The sequence below is a fragment of the Litoreibacter sp. genome, assembly GCF_058136045.1.
On record NZ_JBYVDD010000006.1, the window covers coordinates 216,512 to 242,326 of the forward strand.

At 49.0% G+C, this 25,815-nt stretch carries 18 protein-coding genes; 10 read left to right on the top strand and 8 right to left on the bottom strand.

Annotated elements, in window-relative coordinates; genetic code table 11:
- Positions 1 to 601 precede the first annotated feature (601 nt).
- A complete protein-coding gene (gene abiEi / locus AC3Y7R_RS09495) occupies positions 602 to 1,357 on the top strand; it encodes a type IV toxin-antitoxin system AbiEi family antitoxin (protein WP_490041791.1) in 756 nt (251 codons plus the stop codon).
- A 226-nt stretch (positions 1,358 to 1,583) separates the two neighbouring features.
- On the opposite strand, the gene AC3Y7R_RS09500 is transcribed toward abiEi, so the two are convergent.
- Entirely contained in the window at positions 1,584 to 2,603 is a 1,020-nt protein-coding gene (locus AC3Y7R_RS09500; protein WP_490041792.1) for a DUF3732 domain-containing protein, read from the bottom strand.
- A gap of 93 nt (positions 2,604 to 2,696) precedes the next feature.
- Between AC3Y7R_RS09500 and AC3Y7R_RS09505 the strand changes: the two genes are divergently transcribed.
- Positions 2,697 to 3,793, top strand: a protein-coding gene (locus AC3Y7R_RS09505; RefSeq protein ID WP_490041793.1) for an IS3 family transposase whose coding sequence is annotated in 2 segments (ribosomal slippage) — positions 2,697 to 2,943 and positions 2,943 to 3,793 — 1,098 coding nt in all. Because the reading frame shifts where the segments join, the coding sequence is not laid out codon by codon here.
- A gap of 233 nt (positions 3,794 to 4,026) precedes the next feature.
- Here the strand turns inward: AC3Y7R_RS09505 and AC3Y7R_RS09510 are convergent.
- The 3 genes from AC3Y7R_RS09510 to AC3Y7R_RS09520 all read right to left on the bottom strand — a co-directional run bounded on the left by AC3Y7R_RS09510 (position 4,027) and on the right by AC3Y7R_RS09520 (position 11,323).
- Positions 4,027 to 6,522 (bottom strand): TIR domain-containing protein, encoded by a 2,496-nt coding sequence (locus AC3Y7R_RS09510; protein WP_490041794.1) that lies wholly within the window; start codon positions 6,520 to 6,522, stop codon positions 4,027 to 4,029.
- A 334-nt stretch (positions 6,523 to 6,856) separates the two neighbouring features.
- Positions 6,857 to 9,763 (bottom strand): TIR domain-containing protein, encoded by a 2,907-nt coding sequence (locus AC3Y7R_RS09515; protein WP_490041795.1) that lies wholly within the window; start codon positions 9,761 to 9,763, stop codon positions 6,857 to 6,859.
- Positions 9,764 to 9,865: 102 nt separating this feature from the next.
- Positions 9,866 to 11,323, bottom strand: a complete 1,458-nt coding sequence (locus AC3Y7R_RS09520) for a hypothetical protein (RefSeq protein ID WP_490041796.1) — start codon at positions 11,321 to 11,323, stop codon at positions 9,866 to 9,868.
- Between the two features lie 361 nt (positions 11,324 to 11,684).
- Here AC3Y7R_RS09520 and AC3Y7R_RS09525 point away from each other — a divergent pair, with 361 nt between their 5' ends.
- The 4 genes from AC3Y7R_RS09525 (at position 11,685) to AC3Y7R_RS09540 (ending at position 15,510) form a co-directional block, all read left to right on the top strand.
- Positions 11,685 to 12,818 carry a patatin-like phospholipase family protein gene (locus AC3Y7R_RS09525; RefSeq protein WP_490041797.1) on the top strand — a complete coding sequence of 378 codons (1,134 nt, stop codon included), beginning with the start codon at positions 11,685 to 11,687 and terminating at the stop codon, positions 12,816 to 12,818.
- Positions 12,815 to 13,288 (top strand): DUF4231 domain-containing protein, encoded by a 474-nt coding sequence (locus AC3Y7R_RS09530; RefSeq protein WP_490041798.1) that lies wholly within the window; start codon positions 12,815 to 12,817, stop codon positions 13,286 to 13,288. The genes AC3Y7R_RS09525 and AC3Y7R_RS09530 overlap by 4 nt, the downstream gene beginning before the upstream one ends.
- A gap of 38 nt (positions 13,289 to 13,326) precedes the next feature.
- Complete coding sequence (locus tag AC3Y7R_RS09535; RefSeq protein WP_490041799.1) at positions 13,327 to 14,679, top strand: tetratricopeptide repeat-containing protein; 1,353 nt, start codon at positions 13,327 to 13,329, stop codon at positions 14,677 to 14,679.
- Positions 14,680 to 14,997: 318 nt separating this feature from the next.
- On the top strand, positions 14,998 to 15,510 hold the full coding sequence (locus AC3Y7R_RS09540) for a TIR domain-containing protein (RefSeq protein ID WP_490041800.1): 513 nt from the start codon (positions 14,998 to 15,000) through the stop codon (positions 15,508 to 15,510).
- A gap of 184 nt (positions 15,511 to 15,694) precedes the next feature.
- On the opposite strand, the gene AC3Y7R_RS09545 is transcribed toward AC3Y7R_RS09540, so the two are convergent.
- The 4 genes from AC3Y7R_RS09545 to AC3Y7R_RS09560 form a co-directional block, all read right to left on the bottom strand.
- Positions 15,695 to 16,897 (bottom strand): toll/interleukin-1 receptor domain-containing protein, encoded by a 1,203-nt coding sequence (locus AC3Y7R_RS09545; RefSeq protein WP_490041801.1) that lies wholly within the window; start codon positions 16,895 to 16,897, stop codon positions 15,695 to 15,697.
- A 169-nt stretch (positions 16,898 to 17,066) separates the two neighbouring features.
- On the bottom strand, positions 17,067 to 18,377 hold the full coding sequence (locus tag AC3Y7R_RS09550; protein ID WP_490041802.1) for a radical SAM protein: 1,311 nt from the start codon (positions 18,375 to 18,377) through the stop codon (positions 17,067 to 17,069).
- 7 nt (positions 18,378 to 18,384) lie between these two features.
- On the bottom strand, positions 18,385 to 18,627 hold the full coding sequence (locus AC3Y7R_RS09555; protein ID WP_490041803.1) for a hypothetical protein: 243 nt from the start codon (positions 18,625 to 18,627) through the stop codon (positions 18,385 to 18,387).
- A gap of 250 nt (positions 18,628 to 18,877) precedes the next feature.
- Positions 18,878 to 19,312, bottom strand: a complete 435-nt coding sequence (locus AC3Y7R_RS09560; protein WP_490041804.1) for a DUF6634 family protein — start codon at positions 19,310 to 19,312, stop codon at positions 18,878 to 18,880.
- Between the two features lie 527 nt (positions 19,313 to 19,839).
- Between AC3Y7R_RS09560 and AC3Y7R_RS09565 the strand changes: the two genes are divergently transcribed.
- From AC3Y7R_RS09565 to AC3Y7R_RS09580, 4 genes are read left to right on the top strand one after another with little or no spacing between them, the layout of a single operon-like run.
- Positions 19,840 to 21,903, top strand: a complete 2,064-nt coding sequence (locus AC3Y7R_RS09565; RefSeq protein WP_490041805.1) for a TniQ family protein — start codon at positions 19,840 to 19,842, stop codon at positions 21,901 to 21,903.
- Positions 21,900 to 22,664, top strand: coding sequence for a hypothetical protein (locus AC3Y7R_RS09570; protein WP_490041806.1), 765 nt, complete (start codon positions 21,900 to 21,902; stop codon positions 22,662 to 22,664). Before AC3Y7R_RS09565 ends, AC3Y7R_RS09570 begins: the two co-directional genes overlap by 4 nt.
- Positions 22,657 to 24,840: an integrase catalytic domain-containing protein gene (locus AC3Y7R_RS09575; RefSeq protein ID WP_490041807.1), complete on the top strand. Its 2,184-nt coding sequence runs from the start codon at positions 22,657 to 22,659 to the stop codon at positions 24,838 to 24,840. Before AC3Y7R_RS09570 ends, AC3Y7R_RS09575 begins: the two co-directional genes overlap by 8 nt.
- On the top strand, positions 24,837 to 25,811 hold the full coding sequence (locus tag AC3Y7R_RS09580; RefSeq protein ID WP_490041808.1) for an AAA family ATPase: 975 nt from the start codon (positions 24,837 to 24,839) through the stop codon (positions 25,809 to 25,811). The genes AC3Y7R_RS09575 and AC3Y7R_RS09580 overlap by 4 nt, the downstream gene beginning before the upstream one ends.
- Positions 25,812 to 25,815: the final 4 nt, after the last annotated feature.

The window sequence follows — 25,815 nt, forward strand, 5'->3', positions numbered from 1 at the left end:
GCAATCGAGATGAATCCTCGCTTTGGAATAGTCGAGACAATCTCGGCTGATGGTTAGGTTGGTGAGGCAACTGTTTTTGGTACAGTGCACCGTAGGTTCGAATCCCACCAACCCGGCCTGGCCGTCGTTGTGTGCCGTCCGGCGTGAATCGCAACTTGTCCGGCGAGAAACCCAACTTATGTCGGGCAAGAACGCGACTTTGGGCACTTGCTGGGGATTTTTTGACTTTTCAGTGCTCTAGGGTGCCTGTTCGCGAGTTTCTGAAAATCGCCTCGAGCATACGAGATGACAGCTTCCAAGTTGCGGGTGATCGAAGGGTGTATGACCTGCTCGGACCATGGGCATTCAAAACGCTCAGGTCATCAACGCGTTTCCTGGTCTGGTGTGAATTACCCCATAACATCTACATTTCGTTCTAAGTCGGGTACATTTAATCCCCTTAGTCGTTACATCGGAAATTTGTGACTGCGGAAAAGTTGCTCTGTGTTGTCTCTGATGACTGGTTGGGGATATTCGGACGGGCGAGCACGTTGCTAAGACGTCGTGGATGATTGGCGAAGTTGCCGCAACTAGGTTGTTCCTCGGAAATTGAACGCTAAAATTGGCTGGCTGTGAAACGCAGCACCTAAAAGTACCGGAAAGCCGGGCTTTACTGAGGTATTCCTCTTCCGAGTCCTTCAGTCTGGAACTGAGGTTGCCTGCTTTTTGTAGAGATCTTGTTGCTACACGTTTCAATTATGTGGACAATTACCCTATTTATTTGTGGGGTAATCGTTCATATAATAGCACCATGAAAACAATCGACGCAATCAAAACCCTCACAGAATGGGATCAACGTCAGCGCTCCGTTTTTAAGATGACTGACCTGCGCACGCTGTTTCCGGAACCTTCCGAAAAGACATTTAGTGAGGGTCTGCGAAGACTTGTTCGGCTCGGTGTTTTGATGCGAATGGCAAACGGGATTTATTGGTTTTGCGACAGTCGTTTACCAAGGACACATCTCATTGAAACTGTTGCAGTCACACTCCGGCGCGGAACATATTGTTACATAAGCTTGGAATCGGCGCTATCGGAATACGGGGTCATTTCTCAGGTGCCGTTACGCGGTATCACTGTAATGACCACAGGGCGAAAAGGCGTTTTTGAAACACCGATTGGCACTATCGAGTTTACGCATACGCAAAAAAGCACAATGAAAATTTTGGATTCAACCCTCGTTACAGATCGGCCATTGCGGTTTGCAAAAGTAGAAACGGCGCTTAAAGATTTGAGGCGAGTGGGACGAAACATGCACTTGGTGTCGATGCAAGACTATCATGAAATTGTATTGGAACAAGTGGCCGTGCAAGCCGAGTGACCTGCCACTGCCTTCAAATTGATCAATCACTTGTTCGGGGTTCATTTTGCAACAGCAGCGAAAAACAGTGCGGGCGGAAAGACAGCTTTCGCTGCAACTGCTCGTTACATTGGAGATGCCGCTGTAAGAGGCCATCGAAATACCCGTGTGGCAACAGGATTCATAGTGCTGGCTCTTGCTAGGAGTAGGCCAAGTCGATTTCTCAAGAAAAGTTAGCGCTGTGGCGTCAGATTGCACGCCAATCATAGGGCACCAGAGCTTTTTGGCCACGCCATTCTTCCACGATCGCATCTTCAAACCACGTATCGCGTAAATGCGCGTGATCTAATACGATAAGCTGGAAATTTGGCTTTATCTCTTCGCATGCTGTCTTCATTAACTCGAATAAGCCTTGAACCGCCTTTTTATCCGAATCTTTATCAATCTGTTCGAGCCCACCTTCTACAATTTCGGGTGGATAATAGGCTTGAGTTGGTTGGTCAAATATCAAAAATCCTGGTACCGGGCGGTCGCGCTTGCGTAACCACCAATGCAACGCCAACAGAGTGAGAAAATGATATCCAACCCAGTTCTCACCACTACCCATTCGTTGTAGCGGAATGGGACCATCTTCCGTATCGGCGACAACTGTCAGTTTTTTCAGGTCGATCCGGAGCGAACTACCACTGTATTCTAGATCAAGATGATCAGAATACGCCTTCATTTTGTTGCCGATCAGATTGACCACAGTTTCCATCTTGGCCGCAGTCTCATCTGTGTTCAGTTTCGATTGAACAACTACGATCAGCTTTTTTAGCTCTGCTAATTCTTCTGCAACGTCACTTGCACTGTCATCAGGGCCTGTGACTTCAACGAAATCAGAGAGTCTGCCTAAAAAACGAGCACGGAGGATCAACTGGCTTTGGGCGGCACGCGCATTCTGGTCCCCTGAAATGGCGTTTCGTAATTCAGTCTGAACTTCCTTGAGGCTATTGGTAGCTTCACCAATGCGTTGCTCAATCTCGATGATATGAGCCTGCAAATGTGGGCTCTCTTTATGCACAGCGATCAGTTGAGCCTCAACCTTCGCTAACGACGAATTGATCTCTTCAACGGCTGGAATAGGGGTTTGAAGTTGTGAATCACAAATCGGACAGGTCGAACCACTTTCACTGCCTGGCTTATAGAGGTTGACGTATTGTTGTCTGACGTCAGCGCTTATGGGCCCAAAATAGGGTGATTTGATAAGAGAGTGTTTCTGGCTCATCGTAACCACTGAGGAGTGGGACATGAGAAATGACCTGAGCCCCTAAAACTCCTCCAAATTTGTGTAGAGTCTGCCCAACAAAAGGACGGACAAATGAAGGCACGATTTACGGACGAACAGATCATAGCGATGATCAAGGAACAGGAATCTGGTGAGAAGACCGCTGACGTATGTCGGCGGCACGGGATCAGCTCGGCGACGTTCTATAAATACAAGTCGAAGTACGGTGGGATGGAACCCTCAGATGCGAAGCGGTTGCGGGCGTTGGAAGACGAGGACGGTAAGCTGAAGAAGTTGCTGGCCGAACAGATGCTCGACAATGCCATGCTGCGAGACATCAATTCAAAAAAGTGGTGACGCCCGTGGCAAAGCGGAATGCTGTGGTTCACCTGTGCGAGACGCATGGTGTGAGCCAGCGGCGGGCGTGTGATGTTTTGCAGATCGATAGATCAACCGTGCGGTATCTGTCGCGTCGTGGCGACGACACTGATCTACGAGATGCGATCAAGCGGGTTTCCCGAGAACGACGTCGTTTTGGTTGTCGTCGCATCCACGTGATGATTGCGCGGAAGGGCTTTGAGGTGAACCACAAGAAAGTGAGGCGCATCTACCGTGAAGAGAAGCTTCAGGCGCGTCGCAGAGGCGGTAGAAAGCGTGCTTTGGGCACGAGAAAGCCGATGGTGCTGCCTGATGGACCCAACCAGCGTTGGTCATTGGATTTCGTGTCTGACGCTCTGACAGATGGTCGCAGGTTTCGCATTCTCGCGGTTGTCGATGACTTTAGCCGCGAGAACCTTGTACTGGTTGTTGACACATCATTGTCAGGCCAGAGAGTTGCGCGAGAACTGGACCGTGTGATCGCTGAGCGGGGCATGCCAAAGACGATTGTCTCGGACAATGGCACCGAGTTCACCAGCATGGCGATCCTCAAATGGGTTCAGAATACAGGGATCGATTGGCATTATATCGCGCCCGGAAAACCCCAACAGAATGGCTTCATCGAAAGGTTCAATGGCAAGCTGCGAGATGAATGCCTTAACGAAACGCTGTTTGGTACGTTAGGCGATGCACGGGAAACGCTGGAAGAATGGCAAGAGGATTACAATTGGCTCAGACCACATTCAGCCTTGGACAACCTGACACCGATGGAATTTTTACAGAGAAAGGCAATGGACAAAATGGCCGCCTGAGGTCACAGATTTAACCCCAAGGACTCCGCGCAAGCTGGAGGGAACTTGGGGCACAGGTCATAAGGTGAAAACTGCCGATGGTAGTTCGAACGGTACAAAAGTAGATTTGGCTATGTTGGCATATCCTTACTCTTTGAGACTGACGGCGTCTTTCAACACCGCCATGATATGCCGCCTACTTCATGCCATCACCAACTTTCGTGCATAACTCGTTTGAATGATGTCAAACAAAGTCAGTTCTCGTTAAGCTGTTGCGCGACTTTTAAAATGGTCTGCTCAAGCTGATCCTCAGTCACATCATAACTGAGGATCCCAGCCATGAGCGGCGCATTTTTTCGGAAAGAGCCTTCATCGACGCCAAGTCGTAAAATGATAAGCTTGAAACCGTTAGGACGATCTTTACCCTCTTTGCGACGTTTTTCTTCGTGGCGGTGTTGGCCCATAAGAAAGCCGCGTTCTTCTTCAGCGTAGCTCGAATTCCAGTATTCCGGAGTCACAACAATGATTGCGCTTGTCGCATTTAGCATTGCTTGTTCGATTTGAGGATCGATATACCGACCTCTTTTAAAATCGGCATCATAAAATACGTTAACTTTTTGCGCCTGCAGCAGGCTAACAAGACGCGTAACAGTTGGTTTGTTTTCGTGGCTGTAGGAGATAAACGTGCTTTTTGTGACGCCTATTACCTTTTTTAACGCTCGTTCTTTCATACTTGCAGCCATGAGATTCAGGTGACGCACCGCTGATGTGGGGTATGAGGTGTGGGACTGGATCGACTCTGCATAGGTATTGTACGCGTCTTCAATAAGCGCGACTTTGTTTGTGTCAGTGTCCAGATGAACAGGTAGATATATACCCACGAGTATCGACTCTGGCTTTACTTCTTTCATCAATCCTCCCGCAGCGTCAAAGTGCTTCACAAGGTATTCGCGTGCGCGATTTCTAAATTTCATCAACATTTCTGGGATGTTGACGTGACTCTCGATCAGATAATTTATCAGCACATAATACCACGCATAACTGCGATATAAACTTGTTGAAAATGCATCGTCGGGTATTTTAAAGATATTCTCAAATATCGCCTGCAGTACGGTCATCGCTCCTTGAAATCCGTTTTTGCTGTTGAAGTCGTCAAAAAAAACATATTGCGAGTAGCGCATCAGCACTTCTGCGCGTTCAAGATCTTTAGCCAGCTCATTGTCTGCCCAAACGCGCCCGTCCTTTTCAACAAATGCGAACATGTCACGCATCGCTTTTGCTGCGCCAGAATATTCCGACTGCAAAAAGTAGCTAGAAGCTAGCCGAACGCCAACCAATGGGTCTAGAAACACCATTGTGCGAGCGTCATCTGTATCTCGATTGCGCCATCCAAGACGGTCATATTCTTTGACGCGGTCATAGACTAGAGAGGCCAAAATGACAGTCCCATTGCGATTGTTTATCAGGCCGCCGAACGCAGATTGCCCGACAAGTTCCAGCAACCCCATTTTCTTATTGAGAAATCGGGCGGCCTCTTCGGTTACAACCTTCTTGGACGAGGACAGAGCCAAGTAAGCCAAGAACATATAGAAAATGCGTTTGCGTCCCCAGTTTGCATTATCAAAAATCGCTCCCGACTCTCGTTCGCCCTCGTCAAAACTGACCACAGCTTCATAAATCGCGTTCAGTGCATTCAGGATTGGACGTCCATCCGTATCATGTCCTGAAAAGTCCTTTTCGCATTCTAAGAATAACTTTTCAGCGCGGTCGAATTCTGATTGCAGGTCACTGGCACCATCAGGAAAGTAGACAAACCTGAACGTGTTATTGTCTTTACTTCTGCCCTCAAAAGACGGATCAACTGTCGACTTTGACGATGTGACGCTGCGCACTAGCGACCGTAATCGGTCGACGTTGTAATAGGCGTATTTTAAACCAGTGAACGCGCTGCGCAAAATTTCTTCGGCCTCTTCGTTTTCCTCTGGCGTGGCGGCCAGTGTGTCGGCTTTGTAGATGTATTTATGTTCCTCTTGCGCCCACAGATGATCCAACATGGTTCTGATTTGGAACTCGACAGGAAAGCGGCGCATCTCATCCAGTTGTTGCTCTGTAAACGACTTAAAGAGGCCGAGGAGATATTCTGCCTCTGCGCGATTGCGCACTTTTTCACTACCCTTCTGGTCCTCTCGCTCTTTGACCAGTTTCCCTAGCAAATGTGCATCTATTTTGGATTCATACTTCACGTAGAAATGAAGTGATTCATAGTTTGACGCTTTGGATTTTTTCTCCACAGTTGTTGCCGTGTTCCACGTGGCTTTCACACCTTTGATGATGTCGATAAGTTCATCATGGATGTCACGTGCAAGTGTGAAGTCGCGGAACGGTGCGGAATAGAATTCGAGACCAGAAGATTGTATGCTCAGACTCTCGGCACGAAGGATGTCTTGAAAAACCTGCTTTTGCGCTTCTTCTTGGATGCAAATCACGCGTGCGCCAACAAGGTCCTGAATGATCTCGAACAGGTAAACGGGTTGGTCGCCGAATTCGCCCTGCCGTTTTGCCAACTCTTTGCGCAGTTTTTCAAAAGCGGACAGCGGAGATTTGATCCTGATCTCAAACAGGACATCTCCTTTACGTTTGAAGCCTCGAATGATCGACAGCAGCTCCATACGCGTTCGGATTTCAAGGAATTCCAGAATTTCGCGAAACTCTTTACCTTCGTAAAACTTGCAGAACGTATCGTCGTCCATGTTGTAGAATTCTTTTATCGTAAACTTCATCAATAGTTTCCAAATCAGCAAAGTACCTACGCAACCTTTGTGAGTTGACGCGACTTGTCAACCTTGGCGTGTTTGACGAGCGCTAAGCGCTGCCCTGATCGACATCGGATACGATGTAACAACCAATGGATCATTCGTGTCTGTGTGTCGTTGGACCATAAGAGTGCAGATTGGGAGCATAGACAGCGCCGTTGCAATCGACGCCCCCCTTTGGAGTGTGCTTGCAGGCTCAAAGACTGGCACCGCGTTGCAAATCGCTATGAAGCTCCCGTACGCAAGTTTGACAAGCCCAGATTCGCATCTTCTAATCAGAGAATAGCGTTCTGCCAGGTCGCATCCCGGCCTTTTTACGTAAAATGAGCACCAACTCTGTTACCGACAGATCTACAGATAAATGATTCTGTATCGCACTCGGGCTATACAGAAGTTCAGAGTTACCACGAAAGGCTACGATTGGTCTATCTGCTCTTCCGGTAGGTATGGAAGCCACCAACGCTCTCTCATTGAGATCCCAAACCATTACACTCGCACCATCAACAGCGAATGCGACGAATCTGCCGTCATCTGAAAATTCCGGCTGTGCTTGAGGCATTGAAGTTTGATCGCTGGCTTTCATTTCCCAAGGATCTGAAGCGCCAGTCAGATCAAACAGCCAGATACCGGTGGTTGCAACAATGAGCTGATCATTCTGACCCGGACGGAAGGCAATGTATCGAACAATATCAGCTGAATCCATTGGCACGCGATCAGCCTCATGATCCAAATTTGACACCTGTCTGATTTGTAGAATTCCATTTTCGTCACCAAGTGCAATCCAACTACCGTCATCTGACAAGGCAATTGATCGGAACGAGTCAGAGATTTGGGTAGTCGACAGCGTTGGTTCATCGGCGAAAAGATCTGTCGCAACGAGCAAAACACCGTCCTGATCCAACGCTGCCAAGGTCAAACCGTCTCTGGAAAAGGTAACGGACCAAATCAAGGCGTCAAACTTGCGAAGAACACTAGTCATCTCACCGTCGAGCGTGCTCGCCAATAGATAATTCTGAGGCGTGTCCCAAGCAATACGGCCGGTAGCTTGGTTAATATTTAGTTCGGACCCGCTAGTACCATTCCCAAGATATTCTCCGAACCCACTATCCACCGATGGCAAAGGCAAAAAATCCTCTTCCGACAAAACAGACAGGCTTCGCTCATTCAATTCGATGACCCGTCTCCACAAACCTTCCGAGTTTCGTTTTGCTATTGCGGGAGGATCCTGCAAGATCGTCCCATGCAGCTCTTGCTCAACCGCGCGGATCGAATCGAAATACCCAACAAATTGTTGTGAAAACTCTGTTGTGGACAACCCTAAATCCCACTTTGAGATTCCTCCTTCTTCACTGACGGTATAGAGTAGATCGTCAGTTGCCCCAACAACCAGACCGGTAACTTGATCCCGATGTACTTGGCCCGGTGCCAGTTTGTTAGTTCCGTCAAACGTGGCAACTAGCAACCGACCATCCGGTGAGCCAGCCAAGATCTCGTTGCGTGATAAGGATATTTTACCAACACTGGGCGTCACCTGTGCTGATGCGCTGGTTACCAGTTCAGGACTGGCAATAACCGTTCCTTGTTCAACCGGAAATGAAACCAGGCGGGAATTCAAAGTGAGCGCAAAAATCGAGCTTTCTAGTACTTCCCCAGTAGGTTCTGATTTTGTCGTCTTAGCGGCAATGTCAACAATTTCTACAGACTGCGTTGCGGCATTGTCTGGCACAGCATTACACGTAAATGCTGTCGTCTGGCCTGAACTACAAAGCCCGAGTTCGCCCGCAGAGGTACCATAGACAAGAGTCGTTTCATCGAGCCAATGAAGAGCCGTCACACTTAGCCAACCCTCGTCAAAGACCTTGACTGATGTAGCTGATGCTTGTGTGATGATTTCGATCGAACTGTAGCTATCTCCAACTGCTACAGTCTCGCCCGACGGACTAAGCGCAAGTGCTCTGACTTCCCTACTCCACTGAATGTCGGCGTCACCATCGATGGTAATTTTTGCACGGACTTCCGAAACTTCTTCACCATGGATTAGGACTACTCGGCCGCTCGCCAGCCCGACGTAAACCCGTCCTCTAGGTCCAATCTTGATGGCAGTCACATGACCGTCTTCAAGAGCATTAAACAGAACTTCCGGATCACCGATCTGAAGCGCTGCAACTTTACCTATTACAATGGGCACTTGAATAACAGATCCGACGCGCGTTCCAATTATCATAGAACCATCTACTAATTCAGACGCTGTGGCCGAAATTTCGACGCCCTCTACAAACGCCATCCCATCCAGCTCATGCCAAAACGCCAGAAGCGCAGCGGCTCTGTTTCGTGCAATCGGAGTCGGAGCAACCTCCAGAGCGTCTGCAGCAAGTTGAAACTTGCGATCGGGACCTTCTGCATCGCCTATCTGAGCTGCCAACAATCGAGAAGTTGCCAATGCTTCACGTTCAATTGCCAAGTTTCGTTGAAAAATTGCTATCATGGCAGCAGCAAAAATAGCTGCCGTCGTTACAAACCCAATGATGGCAAGCCACCAAAGCTTAGTTGTTTTATGCTCTCTGCTGCTTCGGATGAACAAAAGCATAAGCCAAGGCAAGTCCGGCGCAGTTCTGGGCTTTGCATCTCGCCATGTTTCAGCCTGCATTATCTCTTCAGTATCTTGCAAAAGCAACGATCTGCGTTTTGCCTGCTTGTCCCACGAATCCGCTTTCTCGCCCAAGGTAGTCCGTGTTCGTTCCCATTCGATGTCCATTGCAAGCGCCCTGATGACTCGCGCAATCGCGTCGGAATAGTCCCGACCTTTTTGGGTGAGGTCTTCATAGTGAAGCCGTGAAAGACGTCCAGGTATCTGCGTGATATCAGTCGGCTTCAAAAGCACAGGTATAACTGGCCTGCCCAATCGTTCCGTCTGATCAATCTCCCAATGGCAAACCTCTGACGAAACCGAGGATTCACTTATTAGGAAAACGACTTTGTTAGCCTCCCTAATCAAAGCCACAAGGCGTTTGCGCCAAGCTTCGCCAGCAATTATCTCGCCGCTGTCCATCAAGACGGCAAATCCCTCCACCTCCAAGGCGTCTCGGACCCGAAATACATCTGCTTCATCTTGACGGGAGTATGATAAAAAAACCTTTGGCCGATCGGAAGTTTTAGTTGTGTCTTTCGCCATCGCCATGAAATTACACCCTCATCAGTATAGGCTTCGTCATGAAGCAGTTTCTGGGCAAACATAAGCATCGTGAGGACATCTCGGTCGAAAGCGAAGACTGTCCGAAGACTATGATGCCACCTTCAAAAAGCTGAGCTCGACCGGCTCTTCAGTTGGATTGCCATGTGTCTTCAACCAATGATGTTGGAATAAGCTTTGAGCCAGATCGATATCGGTTGATCCATCCACGAGTATGGTCAGTATCTCGACTTTTACACGCTTAATGAGATGCGCGATCTCATATTGGACACCTTGATTATCTTTGGAAAATCCACGCAAATCTAAGACGACCCTTGTCGCGCGGCCCATCAGTATCTGCACCGAGGGTCGCCAAGTGTCGTCTTGGCAATAAAAATCAAGTACGGGATAAAGCCCATCATGCGCAACCTTTGCACTTCGACCTAAAGCCTCGTCGATATCCGTCGGTGACTTGATGAACAATCGATCTGTTCCACCACCTAAGAATGCGGACAGTTCATCTTGGTTTAGCGTCTCCGTGGCAAGATCCGCAGCACCAATTAGCATGACCGGACCTTTCGTTCGCCAATCTGTCATTTGGCCAAGAGTCGATTTTTGGTGCAGACCTCTCTGGCCAAAAACCCGCAAGAACAAAAGCTGCGAGCCGTCACCAACTTTCCCGACTTTGGATAATAGAAACAACGTCGTTACAAACGCGAGCAGCGATAACAGCGCCAAAAACGCCATTCCACCTTGTGAGCTGGAAAGCAGCGAGATCTGCCATAGAGTCATGATGAACCAAATCGCATAACTCTGGAGCATCAAACCGCTTGCGCCCGAACTGATCCGGGCCAATAACCGCGAGGTAACCCATGAGAAGACCATCCCGAGCCCAAACATTAGACCAACTGCTACAAGCAGCGATGCGCCAAAAAATGTTGGCACCAAAACCAATGCCAGATCGAGTGCAAACAGCATCGGAACAATAAGTGCTAGAGCGATCAAGTAGACCGTGAGCGACGTCGTACGAAACGCTCTGCTCGCCAAAATCATAGCCGCAATAGCCGACGGCCCAACTTGAATTGCAATCAGCGTCAGACTTTCGGTTTCAACGATCTTAAGAAGCCCGATCCAAAGTGCCGAGCCACACCAAACTACAACGCGAGGCAACCCGGCGACATAAATGCAAAATGGGATTGCAGGAGTCATAAAAATTGCGATGAGAACCAAGGCTCTGCGAATTGAAAATTCGATGTCCTCTAGGGCAAAGAGTAACACGACCTCGACAATCGCATAAGCAATACCCGCAAGCAGATAACGAAGCGCCAACGACCAACGTATCGCACCTCTTGGTACAGTATCATCCAAAACAATTTGCAGCGCTCTCGGGTCGTTGATAAAGTTGTTGGGTACTACGAATTCGGGGGTACCCTCGGTGGATGTCCGACGCATACTACGTTCAATCGCTTGTCTATAAAGCTTTTGAGTCACTAAATTCAGCACGAATGCAATCGGAACAGCAGCTAAAAAGATGAAGCCGAGAACGCCATTTAAGTTAGTTTCGAGCATCTTATCTTATACCAAGGCCGAATGAAGCAGGCAAGCGGTCGGTACATCCCATTAGCTGCAGCCATTCGAAGTTGGTCACATTAAGGGGGACCTCCAGTTTCGGCGTGGCATCGAAGTACCTAAGTTTTTCCACCTCTATTGGAAGGTCCAACATCTTCCTAGATTCAAGCAAGCCGAGATGATGCTAGCACTCAATTCCAGTAACATTCGTAGCTCAAGCTGCACCCGCTGACTGTGCTAAGAGCTTCTAGTCAAGAGGATTGTCCTTCCGATAGCATCGCGTCAACTTGACCAATGAACCAATTTCCTCGATCCTTTGGGATCAGAACTGGCGGTGAAGTTAGATTTAAGGAGATATTCAGTGTTCAATCCTAGTCAAAGACGATTGCTTGCCTTGGATGGAGGAGGAATTCTAGGCGTAGTTTCACTTGGGGCTTTGCGTCAAATTGAAACGCAGCTTCGCGATCTTAGTGGAGACGCAGAGCTACGCCTGAATGCGTTTTTTGACTACATTTCAGGAACGAGCACTGGAGCAATTATTGCTGCAGGGCTTTCGCTAGGAATGAGTGTGGACGAGATAGAAGCAATTTACCTCGAAGAGGGTGAAGATATTTTCGACAAAAAGGGCATTTTGTCACGTGCTGCGGGAAGGCTGCGCAGCAAATACTCCCACGAAAAACTGACAGCACGCCTAAAGAAAGAATTTACGGACAACAGCATACTAGAGCTACAGATGTCCGGACGGCTCTCGCGCGACAAACACCTACTGATGGTCACTCGCAACGTTGAGACAGATAGCCCTTGGCCAATTAGTACTAATCCCCTTGCTTACTACAACGACGTCAACCGCCCAGACTGCAACCTTAAAATTCCTCTATGGCAGGTCGTGAGAGCAAGTTCCGCTGCACCGACTTATTTTGCTCCGGAACGGCTTCAGTGGGATCCTAGAGATCCAGACAAGCAGTTCTACTTCGAAGATGGTGGGGTAACGCCATACAACAACCCTTCGCTAATTATGTTTCAGATGGCAACTGCTCCTGAATACAATTGTGGATGGCTTACAGGGGAAGACAACATGATGATCATCTCAGTGGGCACAAGTTACAATTACCGCCTATTGTCAAAACCTCATGCAGGCGGCGAGAGTCTTTTGCAAACGGCGGCGACGGTCTCAGGTGAATTGATGCGCGGTTTTGCGATTGCGAATGATTTGACTTGCCGCAGTATTGGCCGTTGTACTGCTGGACAACCATTGGATCGTGAGGTTGGAGCTATGATCCCCGATCCCGACACCAAGACTGATCGGCAGTTCGTGTATGCGCGTTATGATTTAGAGACATCTGCCGCCGCGTTGAATGGCATGGGGCTTGATGACATTGATCCGGCATCGCTCGCCCTAGACAATGTGGCTGCGGCTCATGACATGAAGCGCGTAGGTGCACATCTTGGCAAACAGGTCGATATGGCAGCTCAGTTTGCAGGGTTCATGCCATGACCGGAGACGCACGCAAGGCTCGCAAGGTATTTGCCGCTTCGCTCGAGGAGTTTGAAAACCAAAGGCAATGGTATTCCGCACGCGCAAGCACGTTCAAATTGCGCGCACAACGGATGGATATGACCATCATTACGTGTGGTGTCTTGGTCGCAGCTTTACCTATTCTGAAACCCGGAGGCCCGGCACATTGGACTGAAATGTTGATCTCCTTTCTCGGCGCGGGAGTTGCACTAGGCCAAGGTGCACAACGCGTGTTTCGGTTTGCAGAAACCTGGCCCGAGTATCGTCTCGCGTCGGAACGGATGAAACGGGAGTATCGGCTGTTCATCAATGGAGTTGATGCTTACTTCTGTGATGACACGAAGGCGCAAGCCCATTACGTGAAACGGTTGGAAGAGATTATTGCGGAAGAGAAAAAGATTTTTTTTGATACAAATCGAGTGAGCAACGTTAAGAAAGATCAGGAATGAATAGGTCGAATGAGCTCCGCCCTGTCTGTTTCATTGCGATGCCCTTCCAGACTAAGCGAGTGCTGGGCGCGCGAGATGGCGCGCCGGGTCACGTAGATTTTGATGCTCTTTGGGACAGGGCCTATCGTCCTGCAATCGAAGATGCTGGTTATACACCGGTCCGGGCGGACTTTGACGTTGGATCAGTCATTGTTAAAGACATGGTCGAGCGTCTGGCATATGCTGATCTCGTGCTCGCAGATGTCAGCCTACCCAATGGTAATGTCTATTACGAAGTCGGTTTGCGACATGCTGCGCGCGATACTGGGTGCATACTCTTTGCTGCTAGTTGGTCGAAACAGTTGTTTGATATCGATCAGTTTACTACCGTTCGGTACGATTTACCAGATGGCGACGTTCCCGACGAATATGCAGAACTTGTTCGCAGCGAAGTGTGTGAGGCCATTGCCAAACTAAAGTCTTCGAAGACACCGTGGTTTGAATATGTGGATGATCCACACGCTGGTTGGTCGGGTGGGGATCGTACAGTGTTTCGAAAGGAAGCGCTTCAGCTTGCGGCGTTTCAGGCCGACTTACGTGCCATTCGGCTAAATGCTGTTGAGGCCGAACAAAAGGCAATGATCCGTCAAAAAATGGAAGATCTACGCGGCTCTGCATCGTTGCAACTGCCTCACGCTGCTGTGGAGATGGTTGTCCACATTCGAGATCTTTTGGAAGATTGGCCCGCTATGGTCGCATTTATTGATGACCTTGATCCAGAGGTGCGCGATCTTCCGTTTTTGCAAGAACAACGTCTTTTAGCATTGTCTAAAAGCGGAGACCACGCGCAGGCGGCAACCCATTTAGAAGCGCTAATCGAAGTTGCTGGTGCAACTCCAGAACGCATGGGCCTCCTGGGAGGTCGTTATAAGAAGCTCTGGCGCACTATGCGCCAATCCCGATTCGAAACGGGAGAAACCCGCGCAAATATGGGCGAACGCGCGCTTTTGGACAAAGCGATCGCGGCCTATCATGCTGGCATGATGTTGGACTTTAACGATTACTATTGTTCCTGCAATTTGCCGCTTCTGCTGACCGCAAGGGCCAAAGAAGATGACCTGGATCGGGCACATCGCCTCGATTATCTGGTGGTAGCAGCCTGTCAACGCGCTATTGATCTAGGCGAGGACGATGACTGGACTCGACCGACATTACTGGGTGCAGCGCTACGCGCAAACGACGTTGAATTAGCTGAGCACTTGATGGACAAAATTGGATCCGAAGGGGCCGCAAGATGGAAATTGGATACTACCATCGACGATTTAGACGACTTTCTTAGCTTTCTAGAATTCAACCCAAAACGCCATGCGTTATCCGAAATCGTTGATGGTTTGCGCCGGCACACTAGTTAAAAAAGCTAGAAATGATAGCGTGTGACGTAGGATCCTAATTCAAACAATAATTCCCAGTTGGTGCTTCGCCTGTACCATTGAGCGGCACCCCAAGGAGTGGCTCCTGCACCTTCGTAACTTCCTTCGCTTCATCTCGGACCACTTGGTTGATTTTGGAACCTTGAGACCAGATAGCTACTGCGCCAACACACGCGTCAGAAAGTGCTAAGCCGAGCAAGCAATGACGGCGCTGAGTTCTTTTCAGAACTATTGGCCTTGATCGGGAGGCGCTAACCCCCGATAATTCTATTGTTCATGCACAAGTAATCGAGGGAAATCATGCATAAGGCTTTTATCAGCTTCCATCACAAAAACGACCAATGGGACCGCGATAAATTTGAGAGACTATTCTCGCATTTGTTCATCAACAAATCAGTGGCTGACGGCGAAATCTCCGCCGACACTAGCGATGACTATACTAAGGCTCTAATTCAAGGAAATTACCTCAGCGATGCAAGCGTTTGCGTTGTCCTTGTAGGGAAGGAAACATACAAGCGGAAACATGTGGATTGGGAGATTTCAGGAGCCATTACCAACAAAGTTGGAGGTCGGTCTGGGATCGTAGGAATTTGCCTTCCGGACCACCCCGACTACGGCAAAAATAGCTATGCCGCAGATTTCACTCCGTCGCGATTAGTAGATAATTTCAAGAGCGGTTATGCAAAGTACTACGATTGGACTGATGATACTTCCAAAATGAACTCCTACATCGAAGAAGCATTTCAAAATCGGATTTCGCTTTCAGCCAAAGCAGATAATTCGCGCATTCAGTTCAAGGCGGACCGACCCTAACACTCTCTTATCAAATTGCCTTATTGGGCCCTAATTGCACGGCACAGATGAAAGATGCCGCTCTGATTTCATCCTGTCTATGGGGACTCCCGCAACAAAACGTTCACAGTGGGAAAACAGTTTCTTGTAGAACTCGGTTGTTGCACCGGCGAAAACCGAGTTTTCTGGACATTGACGTAAACGGTTATGGACCCGTCAATGACGGAACCAGTTCTTCACTTATGTTCTTGAGCTCTTCCATATGTGTATGCAGCAGATGAAACGACAGACGCTCGGCCGCCAATACTTCGCTCAATCCGGCACGATTGATTGTGCTGCTGGTACAAAAGCGATGCATCGTATCCAGGTAGTCAATAGAGGCCGCCGCAACTCGGTCATAAGAACGACGAACGTTGGTCATTCTATCATAGATCTGCGCTAGATCGTCTGGATTGCGATCCTCAGCGTTCACCAATATTGCACGGTGCTCGAGCCAAGACGTCGTTTTGACTTCGTATCTCTCGCCATCTAAGTCGGCCAGAGAACGCACAGTTGTTATGGTGCGCGCCACAACTCTTGCAATCGAATCACATGCAGCCTTAGCACGCCGCATTTCAAGTTCATTTTGTAAGAGGCCAGACTCTGCTAGCCAATCAGCGCGTTCATCATATAGATTGGTCTGCTCTGCCATGTCGACATTTGGGTCGATATTGCTTGCCGGAAAAAGACCGGCCAAAGTTTTAATCTGCGGCCTTCTCACAGACTCCGAAACTGCAGCAACAGCGGCGAAAAAAGTGCTAGCATTTTGGTGTAAGTCGTCCACAATGTCCGCATTTGACCGAACTTCTTGCAAGACGAGATTGTGAGCTGCGTACAATTCTCTCCTATCGAGAGATTCAGCCACTTGCCAAAATGTGAATCCAACAATCACTGCGACAGACAATCCAGCAAGCAAGAGGCGATGGCTGCGCCTACCCCATTTCTGCATAGCCTCGATAGCATCGACGACTTCGGCGGTCTGCGAGCCGCTTGGCTGCAAAATCGTCAGCGACGACAAATACTCCGGCAGCTTACTAAAGGGAAATGGGCGTATCATTACGGGCAACACATGTCCCAAAGGGCTTGGCCAACGCCCTTCGGTCGCTGCTATCTCCGAACGAACGTAACGACCATCATCGAGCGCTTCCGCGCTAAGCAAAAACACAACAACATCCGACCGCATAATCGCGTTCCGAATGCGTGAAATGAAATCGCCTCCTGCGGGTAGGTCGTCCTTGTCCAGAAAAACTTCGAATCGTGCGTTTCGCAAAGCCATTGCGATTTGGCTAGCAACTTCTTGATCGGATCGACTGTAGGAGATAAATATCCGGCCGCGCGTTAGCAGTGCGTTTCGAAAGGTTTCTAACATTCAACGGGCCCCTACGATTGCTGTAGTGAAACAGAAACAAAGCCGATGTGGCGCTGGCCATAGGTTCGAGCCAACCATCGTCTACCTTAAGTAGAAAGAAAATTCGCGCTGGAGTTGGTAGCTGAGCTCTTGTTCCAACAGCGGCAGCTTTGGCAATTCCATCAACGAGCTACTGATAATGTAATGGAATAAGTTCTTCGGCATTGTACTTGAGAGGTGTGCAAACCATTGTCTTGTCGTCGGCCTGGCTAGCTTGCTTAGCGCATCCACCCAAACATATTGGATTGAACTTACATTCACGGCAACTGTCATCATCCTGAAACTGAGTGTCGCGCCACTTTTGTTGGTTTTCAGGTTGAAGATCAGGCGCATTAATAGAACCAAAAACCTCATTGGTATCGCCCGCATCCATATAACACTTTGTCAAACTACCATCTGGATTCACTACGACAGTGTTTTCACGCAGCGCGGTACAAACTCCATAATCAGCATCTAATGGATCAGGCATCCGGAATCCCAACGAAAGCGCGAAGCGATGGAACTCCACTTGACGCTCTGCAAATTGTTTGGACGAGAGATAGAGCGGGTTGCCATTCTGGAACTGGCGTGCCCCATCATTTTGACGGTAGTTGAACAAGGGTGCGAAATAAAGCGTACCTAAGCGCTTATCGAGGCCTAGACGTTGAAGATCCTTCAACAGTTCCGGAATCTCTGCTTCGTTATAAGGGGCAACATGAATGCGCATAGAAAAACTGAGCCCATCAGGTGCTCCAAGGATAGCAGCGACAATCCGATCGTATGAACTTCCACCGGACTTGTCCCGACGAATTCTATCATGTCTTCGCCGTGCTCCGTCGAGCGTCACCTGAATGGAACGCAAACCTGCTCCAAACAAATCTTGAGAGAGCTTTTCTGTCAAATAATATCCATTAGTAACAACATCACCTGAGAAACCGATATCCAAGCTTCGAGCTATTTCTCGCAATCTCTCAGACATGTTCATAACTAGATCCGGCTGTGCCAGCGGCTCTCCACCAAACCACCTTAGATAAAGTGACTTAACCCCGGCCTCGGAGATACGCGTGCGCACGAAGCTTTCAAGCCGCTCCACAACAGCCTCACTCATCCCTCCATCAGCTTCCGGTTTTTGCTCAAAACAATAATGACAGCCCATATTGCATGACATAGTCGGTGCTATGATCATACCGAAGGTATCGGGCGCAAGCCGGGCTAATCGACTTTGACGTACCACATAGGCCTGTTCGTCAAACTCATCGTCAACCAAAATTAGGTTTTCATTCAGAGCAGTAGCCAAACCGGCAATTTCTGAGGATACATGGCCTGACTCAAGCTGACTACAAAGCCGATCGTACTCATTTTCGCCAAGTTCTACAACGCAGCGCTTCAGCAGGCCAACCAATATGACGCGATTACTTTTTCGCGTCACCACGATGTGCTTAGAAAATTTCAAATTTAACATCGAGCAGTCAGCTCGCCGCTTGAGCAGCAATCGCGGTATTTCCACTACAACAACGAAGAGTGATTTCGTCACCAGCTTTGCCTTCAATCTCACCCTTTACCATCACTCCGTGGCGCTGCGCCGCTTCTAGGATGTCATCTATACTCAGCGATTCACCTGTAAAATGCATTCCTTCTGGCAACGTTACCGAAACCTCTGTTTCCGACACTCGTTTGATTTTCCAATCAGAACCAAGTTTGTTTTCAGCCATCGAAATATCTCCCTATGCAAAATAATGTAAATAATTACCTTAAATGTTAACTCTCGTTCACCTGACATGGCAACGTTTTTGTTACCTTTGCCATTTTCGTGAGAACAAAAGCTTGCTCAGATCGAACCGATTTTGCCGATATCTCATATCCGCAAACGCTCTCTCATGGGTGTGCTTGTCCGGCATGTGAGATGTCTTCGCCTCGACAACGAATGTCGACCAAATTTCGAGTTTGTTGTGTTTTTGGGCGCTACAGCTCATCAATAGACTTTTGTATTGGTACCTCGGTGACCCGTTCCTTCACATTCTTTGCTAGCGTCTGATCATCGTGTATCTTAGCAGCGACCCAACCTCGCGTCGCCTTAAGAAGACTTTGAACAGTCACAACCATCTCTCCCCTCTCTTCAGGATTTAGGAGCTGCCAGTCCGACCCAAGCCGGTACCAACGACTGCGCGTTCGTGCCCATCCAGCATCTGGGTCAAAAGCGAATAGCGGCGTTGTTGTCACATACCGATCATCAATCGTTGGATGGCCCTGCAGCTGACCGTAAATTTGTTGAACACTTTTGCCAATTGTTTCGAGGCAATAGTGATTTACATATGGAGCGTTCGATAATTCTTCATCCGTCGGGCCGCGTTCAGCATCCGCAATAGCCTTTAAGACTTCATCAAAATTCTCGTCCATCTGATGGTCTCCTCGCTCAATTCCCAGGCCATTTTTTCAGTTTCGTCGGTTATGACATATCTACCCCGGCAGAATTTTCAGCGAAACGGCGAATTTAATGTAACATATTGATTTAATTATATACTTAAGGGCAAAAAAGTTGGGAAAATCTCGGAAAAGACGCCTTTTGAGCCCCTGGCAGGATTGCCAGAACGGATTTGATGAATCAAGATATGACCACCCGTATAGGAAACTGGACGTCGTTTTATGCAATGCAATATGAGCGCGGCTGAGATTAAATTTCGCCTAGAAACAGAGGCGGGTCTGTCTATTGCAGCATTCGCCGCGACCATAGGTCGGCATCCGTCAACTGTTAGTATGGTAATCCATCGCAGGCGTACCAGTGGTCCGATCATGACCAAGATTGCTGAGACGCTGGAAGCAGCACGCTCTACGCAAAGGCGGCCCTCCAACGATCAGGAGGACGCAGCATGACCTAGGTTCAATAAAAACTAGCCAGAGGTATCGCTGAATAAGCAAAGGCCCGGATGCTTTCGCAACCAGACCCCGCTGTGATTGGCCTTATTCATCCCACCTCACAATTTGAAAGTCAACAGACTCGCGGCAGCGATCTGTTGACTGCACGCAAAAATCCGACGCCATCGCGTTCGGAAGCAGGGATGCTTTGCCATGAATTCACTACTCAATCAGCCGAAGCCTTTGAGGCCTCTCAGTCGTTTCATAGGTATGAGCTGATGCCGCAATTGCCTATCACCGTCCCGCTTCGTGCGGGTGAAACTCTCACCTCGTACGTATCTCATCTAGCAGTCGCTAACGGTATCATTTCTGCTTTGGAGTTTTGTAAAGACGTCAGGCTTTCTTTGTCAGCATTACGCCAAGGCCGAAAAGAAGAGTTGGCCCGGCTATCCGAGCTATCTGGTGTCTCGACTGAAGCGCTTAGAAAGGCGGCGAATGTTCCAATTGGTTCGCTGGATTACTTGCTTTCAGGTGAACGGGTGACGAGAAGAACGCTGGTGCAATCCGAGACGAGAGTTTGTCCTAGCTGTCTAGTGGAAGATGCAGAAAGCGGCGCGCCGATTGGGCGAGTTGAATGGCAAATCAAGGCTTATAGAATTTGCCACAGACACCAGATCGACGTCTACTCTCTGCCCGAGACAGATGAGCCGCATTCCCGCTTCGACTTTCAAAGACGCGTAGCAGATCATTGGCCGGAAATTGTCGAGCGCGCAACGACGACCCGCCATAGCAAAGCAAAATGCGCGTTTGAGAAGTATCTTTCAGAGCGTTTCAAAGGAAAACCTAGCAGTCGCTGGGTCGACAGTTTGGCGTTGAGTACCATTATTGAAGTTTCGGAACGACTGGGGGTGGTATTAGCTTTCGGTCAATATGCTTTCTCATCAAAAATCTCTGAATCTGATAGATTGTGGGCTTTTCATACAGGTTTTGGGGTAGTTTACGATGGGCCCGCAAGGATTTTGGCGACGTTCGAAGAAGTTCATAGTGCGTCATCTAGCCGACTACCGGGCTTTCACTCGGACTTTGGCGCTTTCTCCCGTTGGTTTGCTTTGGTTGACTGGACCAAGGAACGATACCAACCCATAGTCGAACTTTTGTGCAAATTTGCTTTCGAAAACTATCCTTTCGAAGTTGGCGAAAAGTTCTTGGGCCGCGCCTGTGAAGAACAAAAATTCATGAGGGCTTCATCGGCAGCAAAAAAGTACAAGATCGATCATTTGCGCACGAGATTTTTGGCTCGTGACCTTGGGTTTGGCACCGACACTGCTTATGCGCAGATACTAATAGATGTGAAGAAATACGGTAAAAAGTTCGAAGAGTTCTCTCAGTGCATGAACCAAAAAACGATGGCAAGAGAACTGGGCATAAACGAGACTTACACTAACAAGTTCTTGTCCGGAGGTTTCATTCGGCCACGCTTCACGATCGAAGGTTTAGCACCGGTATTTCACCCTGATGATATCGGTTCCTTTCTTTCAAAAATCCGCAAACAAGCTGCCTATGTCAAAAGGCCACCAAAAAGGTATTTGGCGCTGTCGGAAGTGAGCATTCGTGTAAAACAGAATTTAATTGAAATCTTGAAGTTGTGTCTGGCTGGCAAAGCCAAGTCGCTTTGCTTCGCCAAAACGGCACCTTCTCTCTCAGACTTTTTCATCGATCGTGATGAAATTCTCGATCTGCTGCAATCAGAACCGCCAAACGGGATCTATAAGCACAAAGTTCGACCGTTTTTGCGTATCAACACGAGCACCCTCAAGTTTGTAGTAGATGAGGGCCTTTTGAACTCAGAACGCATCCGGCATCACCGATCTCGCAAACCGACAGCACTTATTCGCTTAGGAGATGTCAGTGATTTTTTGGCGCGCTACGCGACTCTAGGAATGATGTCTTTTCAGGCTAGGACACAAGCTGTTCATGTTTTGCGACGGCTAGAGGCTGTGGGTGTCCAGCCGATCGAATTTGGCTCCGATAAGTTAAGCAGGTTGTTTGAACGAAAACAGGTCGAGGGCACTGAGTTTGCCGCGACCTATCTTACTAGTTGGTCACTCTCCAATATTGAGGAGGCGCTGTCATGAGGTACGATTTTGCCGACCTTGACCATGACACCTGGCAGTATGAACTTCCCCGAATACGTTCAGCTGGCGCGGTAAGCATCAATGATATACCCGGCACTCTGCCATACACGGGCGTTCGCAATCCCCTCACAACAAGCAGCGTATCTCACAAAGTTGCATTTACCTATCGAACTGCAGCCAATGGTTGGCAGCGCAAAGTCGGAGCGGCAGAGAGCATGGCAGAAGCAGCTGTCGCCATGGAGGCGCTGGTTTCTCCTATGGTTCACGACGTCGAGTTTCAGCCTGTCGCTTTCCCGTACCTACACCCTGACGGTCGCATTGGGTCACACACAATCGATTTGCGGATCACTTATGTTACGGGGCTAAGGCGCTTCATCTTCGTTCGAAACCAAAGCAGCCTTAGCAAGCCTCAGATTCAGACTGAAATTGACGCGATTCATGCGGCAGTGCCAGTGGAGGAGGCTCACGAATTCACAGTCGTAGACGGTGATGCCTATTCAAGGCCCCGGCGCGAAAACCTCTGTCGGATGCATCATCTTGTTCACTTTGCGCCTGATCCGGAATCAGACGCGGTCGTAGGCCAGTTGTTCGCCAGAGTTGGTGAAGTCTGGCACCTATCCCACCTCTTTGGGCAAACTTCACTTCCAAAACCCAAGGCATTCAAATCAGTGCTGCGTCTTCTAGCTCGTGGGGAATTGGAAGCTGACCGAGATGCGGTGATTTGCGAGCATTCTCGTGTTTGGATGGCGCAAGATGATTAAGCCGAACTATATCCTTCCCACCGGGAAAGAAATCGTCACGGCAACACAAACAATTCGCCTTAGAAAAGCGAAAGACAACTGTTTTGAGGCCATCGACGTTCATACCGGCGAGACCAATATATATTCATTCCAGGAAGCACTCGAACTTCTTCGAAGGCCTGATGTAACTCTGCCCTTAATCCATTCGCCAAACTCTGAGGCAACGGCCAAGATTCGAACTGGCGGTCTGTTCCATCGCGATCAGCTAAGCCTGAGACAGCAAGATGAACTGGATTTTCGAAAGGCGTTCTGTGTCTCAGTTGACGCCTTGGAGGCGACTGGGGCTAGACTAAAGATTGTAAACTTAGACAAACCTGAAAACCGAAAGTTCATTCGGAACTTCGCCAGCAAGATATACACGGCGGCTCCGATCGCGATTGATCAAGTGCGAGGCGGAAAAGCAAAAGCCATCGCGGTGCTTCCGAAAGGGCGAACCCTTCTAAAGTATGTTAAGCGCTATCGGAGTTCTGGTCGGAATGAGATGGCTCTTGCGGATCAGGATTGGCTTAAAGGCAATCGAACCTCGAGGTTCCCGCTGCGTGTCGAAGAGTTGATTTCCCAGGCAATTGATGAAGTCGCCCTGGACGCTAAGGACCCGCCAACATCGCAGGTTTTAAGCCGACACGAACAACTCATCGAAACTGAGAACCAAAGACGGGAAGCGCTTGGACTGGCGCTACTCAAGGCGGCGACTTTTAAACCCATAAATGACCGGTTCAAAGCAATTAATTCGACAGCTCGGGACATTGCGCGAAAGGGAGAAAAGTACGTCGCAAACAATCGTAGCCGGGGTTCAACTGATACACGCGCACTAATGATCGGCGAATTTGTCGAAATTGATGAGTGCAAAATATCGTTGATGGCGACCGTTAAAGAAAAGGGTCTTTGGCAAGCCCTTTCAAAAGAGGAACAGATCTCGCTCGCCGAAATCGACAACTTGATACAAACAAGGCTTTGGCTCGTTGTTGTGCTCGACGTTGCGACAAGGATGCCGCTTGGATGGGCATTAAGCGACGGTGCATCAACAGAAGCAACACTAGCGGCCGTAAGAATGGCTACGCGCGACAAAACACGAGAAAAGATTCTCTATGGATGCGAGCGTGATCCGATGCCCATGGCGGGCCTTCTTCAACTGCGTTCAGATAACGGAAGGGGGGTTCGCAACGCTAACACCAAAACAGCATTTCTTGGGCTCAACGTACAAAGTGTCGATATGCGTGCTTACCACGCTGTGGAAAAGCCGCACTTGGAACGATTGTTTGGATCAATCGAGAGTATCCTTTTCCAATTGATCCACGGTTACACGGGGCGAAAGGCGGGGGCTTTGCCGGGATACGATCCCATCAAAAACGGCGTCCTTGATTGTGCGGAAATCTATGGGTTGATTACTCGTTTTTTTGTCGATGAGTATCCATATCGGCGCCACTACGGCGTTAATATGATGGGTGCGCGGCCCATCAAGGTCTACGAAAGAGTGAACAACACTTATGGATGTGTTGACCGTATTCCATCTTTGGACCGACGCATCGCTTTGGGTTGGAAATCCAAAGCAACTGTTACGGATGATGGTGTCAAAGCCTTTAATCTACCCTACACATCTACCGACCTTCAGCTACTTCGCGACAAGATAGAAACTAAGGTAACCGTCTACTCCGATCCTGACCTAGTGGACGAAGTAACAATCCTTGTTGAAGGCCACCCAAAACCAATACTCGGGCGTCTCACCTGGACCGCGATGAAGGGACTTACTATTCCCGAGTTCCTAGAGTTTGCTGCATCTGTCCGAGCTGAAACCCCCGGAGAAACTATCGACTTCGAGTCACAGCGCATCCGTTCCGCACGAACGCGTTTTGAGCACATGAGGCAGACGGCAATCGAGCATAAACTTCCGCGGAGCTTCATGACCCGAGCAGAAGCGGAAGCCAAGGCCAAGGTCGTCATGACTGGCGTACACGCCCCTGTTGCACCAACCCCAAATACAGCAAAGCCGGGCTCAATAGGTTCACCTGATCCGATTGAAGGCGTTCGCAAAGTTGGCAAAGGATTTCGCCCAGAAACAAAAGCTCATCGAGATACTGGCGTCCGGCCAAAGACGGAGATGCCTAAGAAACCGGATACGAAAGGAAAGCTGTCATGAGCTTTGTCAGACACGATCAGGTAGACCTTCAAAAAAGTCTCTTCGCTGCACACTACGAGTTCCCGCGTTCGCTAAGGCTTCGTGGTGCCTTTGAATGGATGATAACAGATTACTATTCTAAGGCGTTGCTGGAGCGGCCCTTCGAGGCCCGAGGTATTCTGCTCACCGGTCCAACCCGGATCGGTAAAACAACGGAAACCCGTAGGATTCTAGCAGAGTTAAATGACGGCACAACGCTCATGCCAGATAGCAGACCTGCCCGAATTGTCTCCGTCACGCTGGACGGGCAAATCAGCTGGAAAGATCTAGGTATCCACACCTTGAGAACTGGACTTAGATATCCAATAGAAGACAGGAGAAATTTCAACCAACGTAATTATTGGGAAAAGGTGCAGGTCCAAGCCCAAAAACAAGGCGTGGTTGGCATCCACTACGACGAATGTCAGCACATATTCACCAACAGAAAACCTGAAGCGCGCGCAATGATTCTGGATAGCTTCAAAACGCTTTTGAAGCAGCCCGACTGGCCGTTCATGCTGGTTATGTCAGGGACCGGCAAACTTGGGGAACGAATTCAGGAGGAGCCACAACTTGCTCATCTCTTAAGACCGGTTTCGTTTACAGAAATCAATGTTCATCGGCAGGATGACCTAAACGAGCTGAATAGTTTGTGTCACGCGTACGCCGAACGCGCTGGTCATGACTTTACTGAGATTGGCACGGTTGATTTTTATCGAAGGTTTAGTCTCGCCTGCGGGAACAGCTGGGGCTTAGCTGCCGAACTAATGATTGCTGTGCTCTTGATCGCTCATGACAAGAACATCGGTGTCTTATCTACCGCAATGTTTTGCGAGGCCTTTACTGAAAGGCTAGAACTGCAACCTGGTTTCTCGCCATTTTCGGTCGAAGACTACGAAGAGCTCTTTCTCGCTCAGAAGATGATCGAGCTATGGAGCAAGTCGAAAGAGTGAACTA

Excerpts from the sequence above, each read along its gene's own strand:
- AC3Y7R_RS09500 (WP_490041792.1), bottom strand. The coding sequence starts at position 2,603 with ATGAGCCAGAAACACTCTCTTATCAAATCACCCTATTTTGGGCCCATA.
- AC3Y7R_RS09510 (WP_490041794.1), bottom strand. The coding sequence starts at position 6,522 with ATGGACGACGATACGTTCTGCAAGTTTTACGAAGGTAAAGAGTTTCGC.
- AC3Y7R_RS09515 (WP_490041795.1), bottom strand. The coding sequence starts at position 9,763 with ATGGCGATGGCGAAAGACACAACTAAAACTTCCGATCGGCCAAAGGTT.
- AC3Y7R_RS09520 (WP_490041796.1), bottom strand. The coding sequence starts at position 11,323 with ATGCTCGAAACTAACTTAAATGGCGTTCTCGGCTTCATCTTTTTAGCT.
- AC3Y7R_RS09530 (WP_490041798.1), top strand. The coding sequence starts at position 12,815 with ATGACCGGAGACGCACGCAAGGCTCGCAAGGTATTTGCCGCTTCGCTC.
- AC3Y7R_RS09535 (WP_490041799.1), top strand. The coding sequence starts at position 13,327 with ATGCCCTTCCAGACTAAGCGAGTGCTGGGCGCGCGAGATGGCGCGCCG.
- AC3Y7R_RS09540 (WP_490041800.1), top strand. The coding sequence starts at position 14,998 with ATGCATAAGGCTTTTATCAGCTTCCATCACAAAAACGACCAATGGGAC.
- AC3Y7R_RS09545 (WP_490041801.1), bottom strand. The coding sequence starts at position 16,897 with ATGTTAGAAACCTTTCGAAACGCACTGCTAACGCGCGGCCGGATATTT.
- AC3Y7R_RS09550 (WP_490041802.1), bottom strand. The coding sequence starts at position 18,377 with ATGTTAAATTTGAAATTTTCTAAGCACATCGTGGTGACGCGAAAAAGT.
- AC3Y7R_RS09555 (WP_490041803.1), bottom strand. The coding sequence starts at position 18,627 with ATGGCTGAAAACAAACTTGGTTCTGATTGGAAAATCAAACGAGTGTCG.
- AC3Y7R_RS09560 (WP_490041804.1), bottom strand. The coding sequence starts at position 19,312 with ATGGACGAGAATTTTGATGAAGTCTTAAAGGCTATTGCGGATGCTGAA.
- AC3Y7R_RS09565 (WP_490041805.1), top strand. The coding sequence starts at position 19,840 with ATGCTTTCGCAACCAGACCCCGCTGTGATTGGCCTTATTCATCCCACC.
- AC3Y7R_RS09570 (WP_490041806.1), top strand. The coding sequence starts at position 21,900 with ATGAGGTACGATTTTGCCGACCTTGACCATGACACCTGGCAGTATGAA.
- AC3Y7R_RS09575 (WP_490041807.1), top strand. The coding sequence starts at position 22,657 with ATGATTAAGCCGAACTATATCCTTCCCACCGGGAAAGAAATCGTCACG.
- AC3Y7R_RS09580 (WP_490041808.1), top strand. The coding sequence starts at position 24,837 with ATGAGCTTTGTCAGACACGATCAGGTAGACCTTCAAAAAAGTCTCTTC.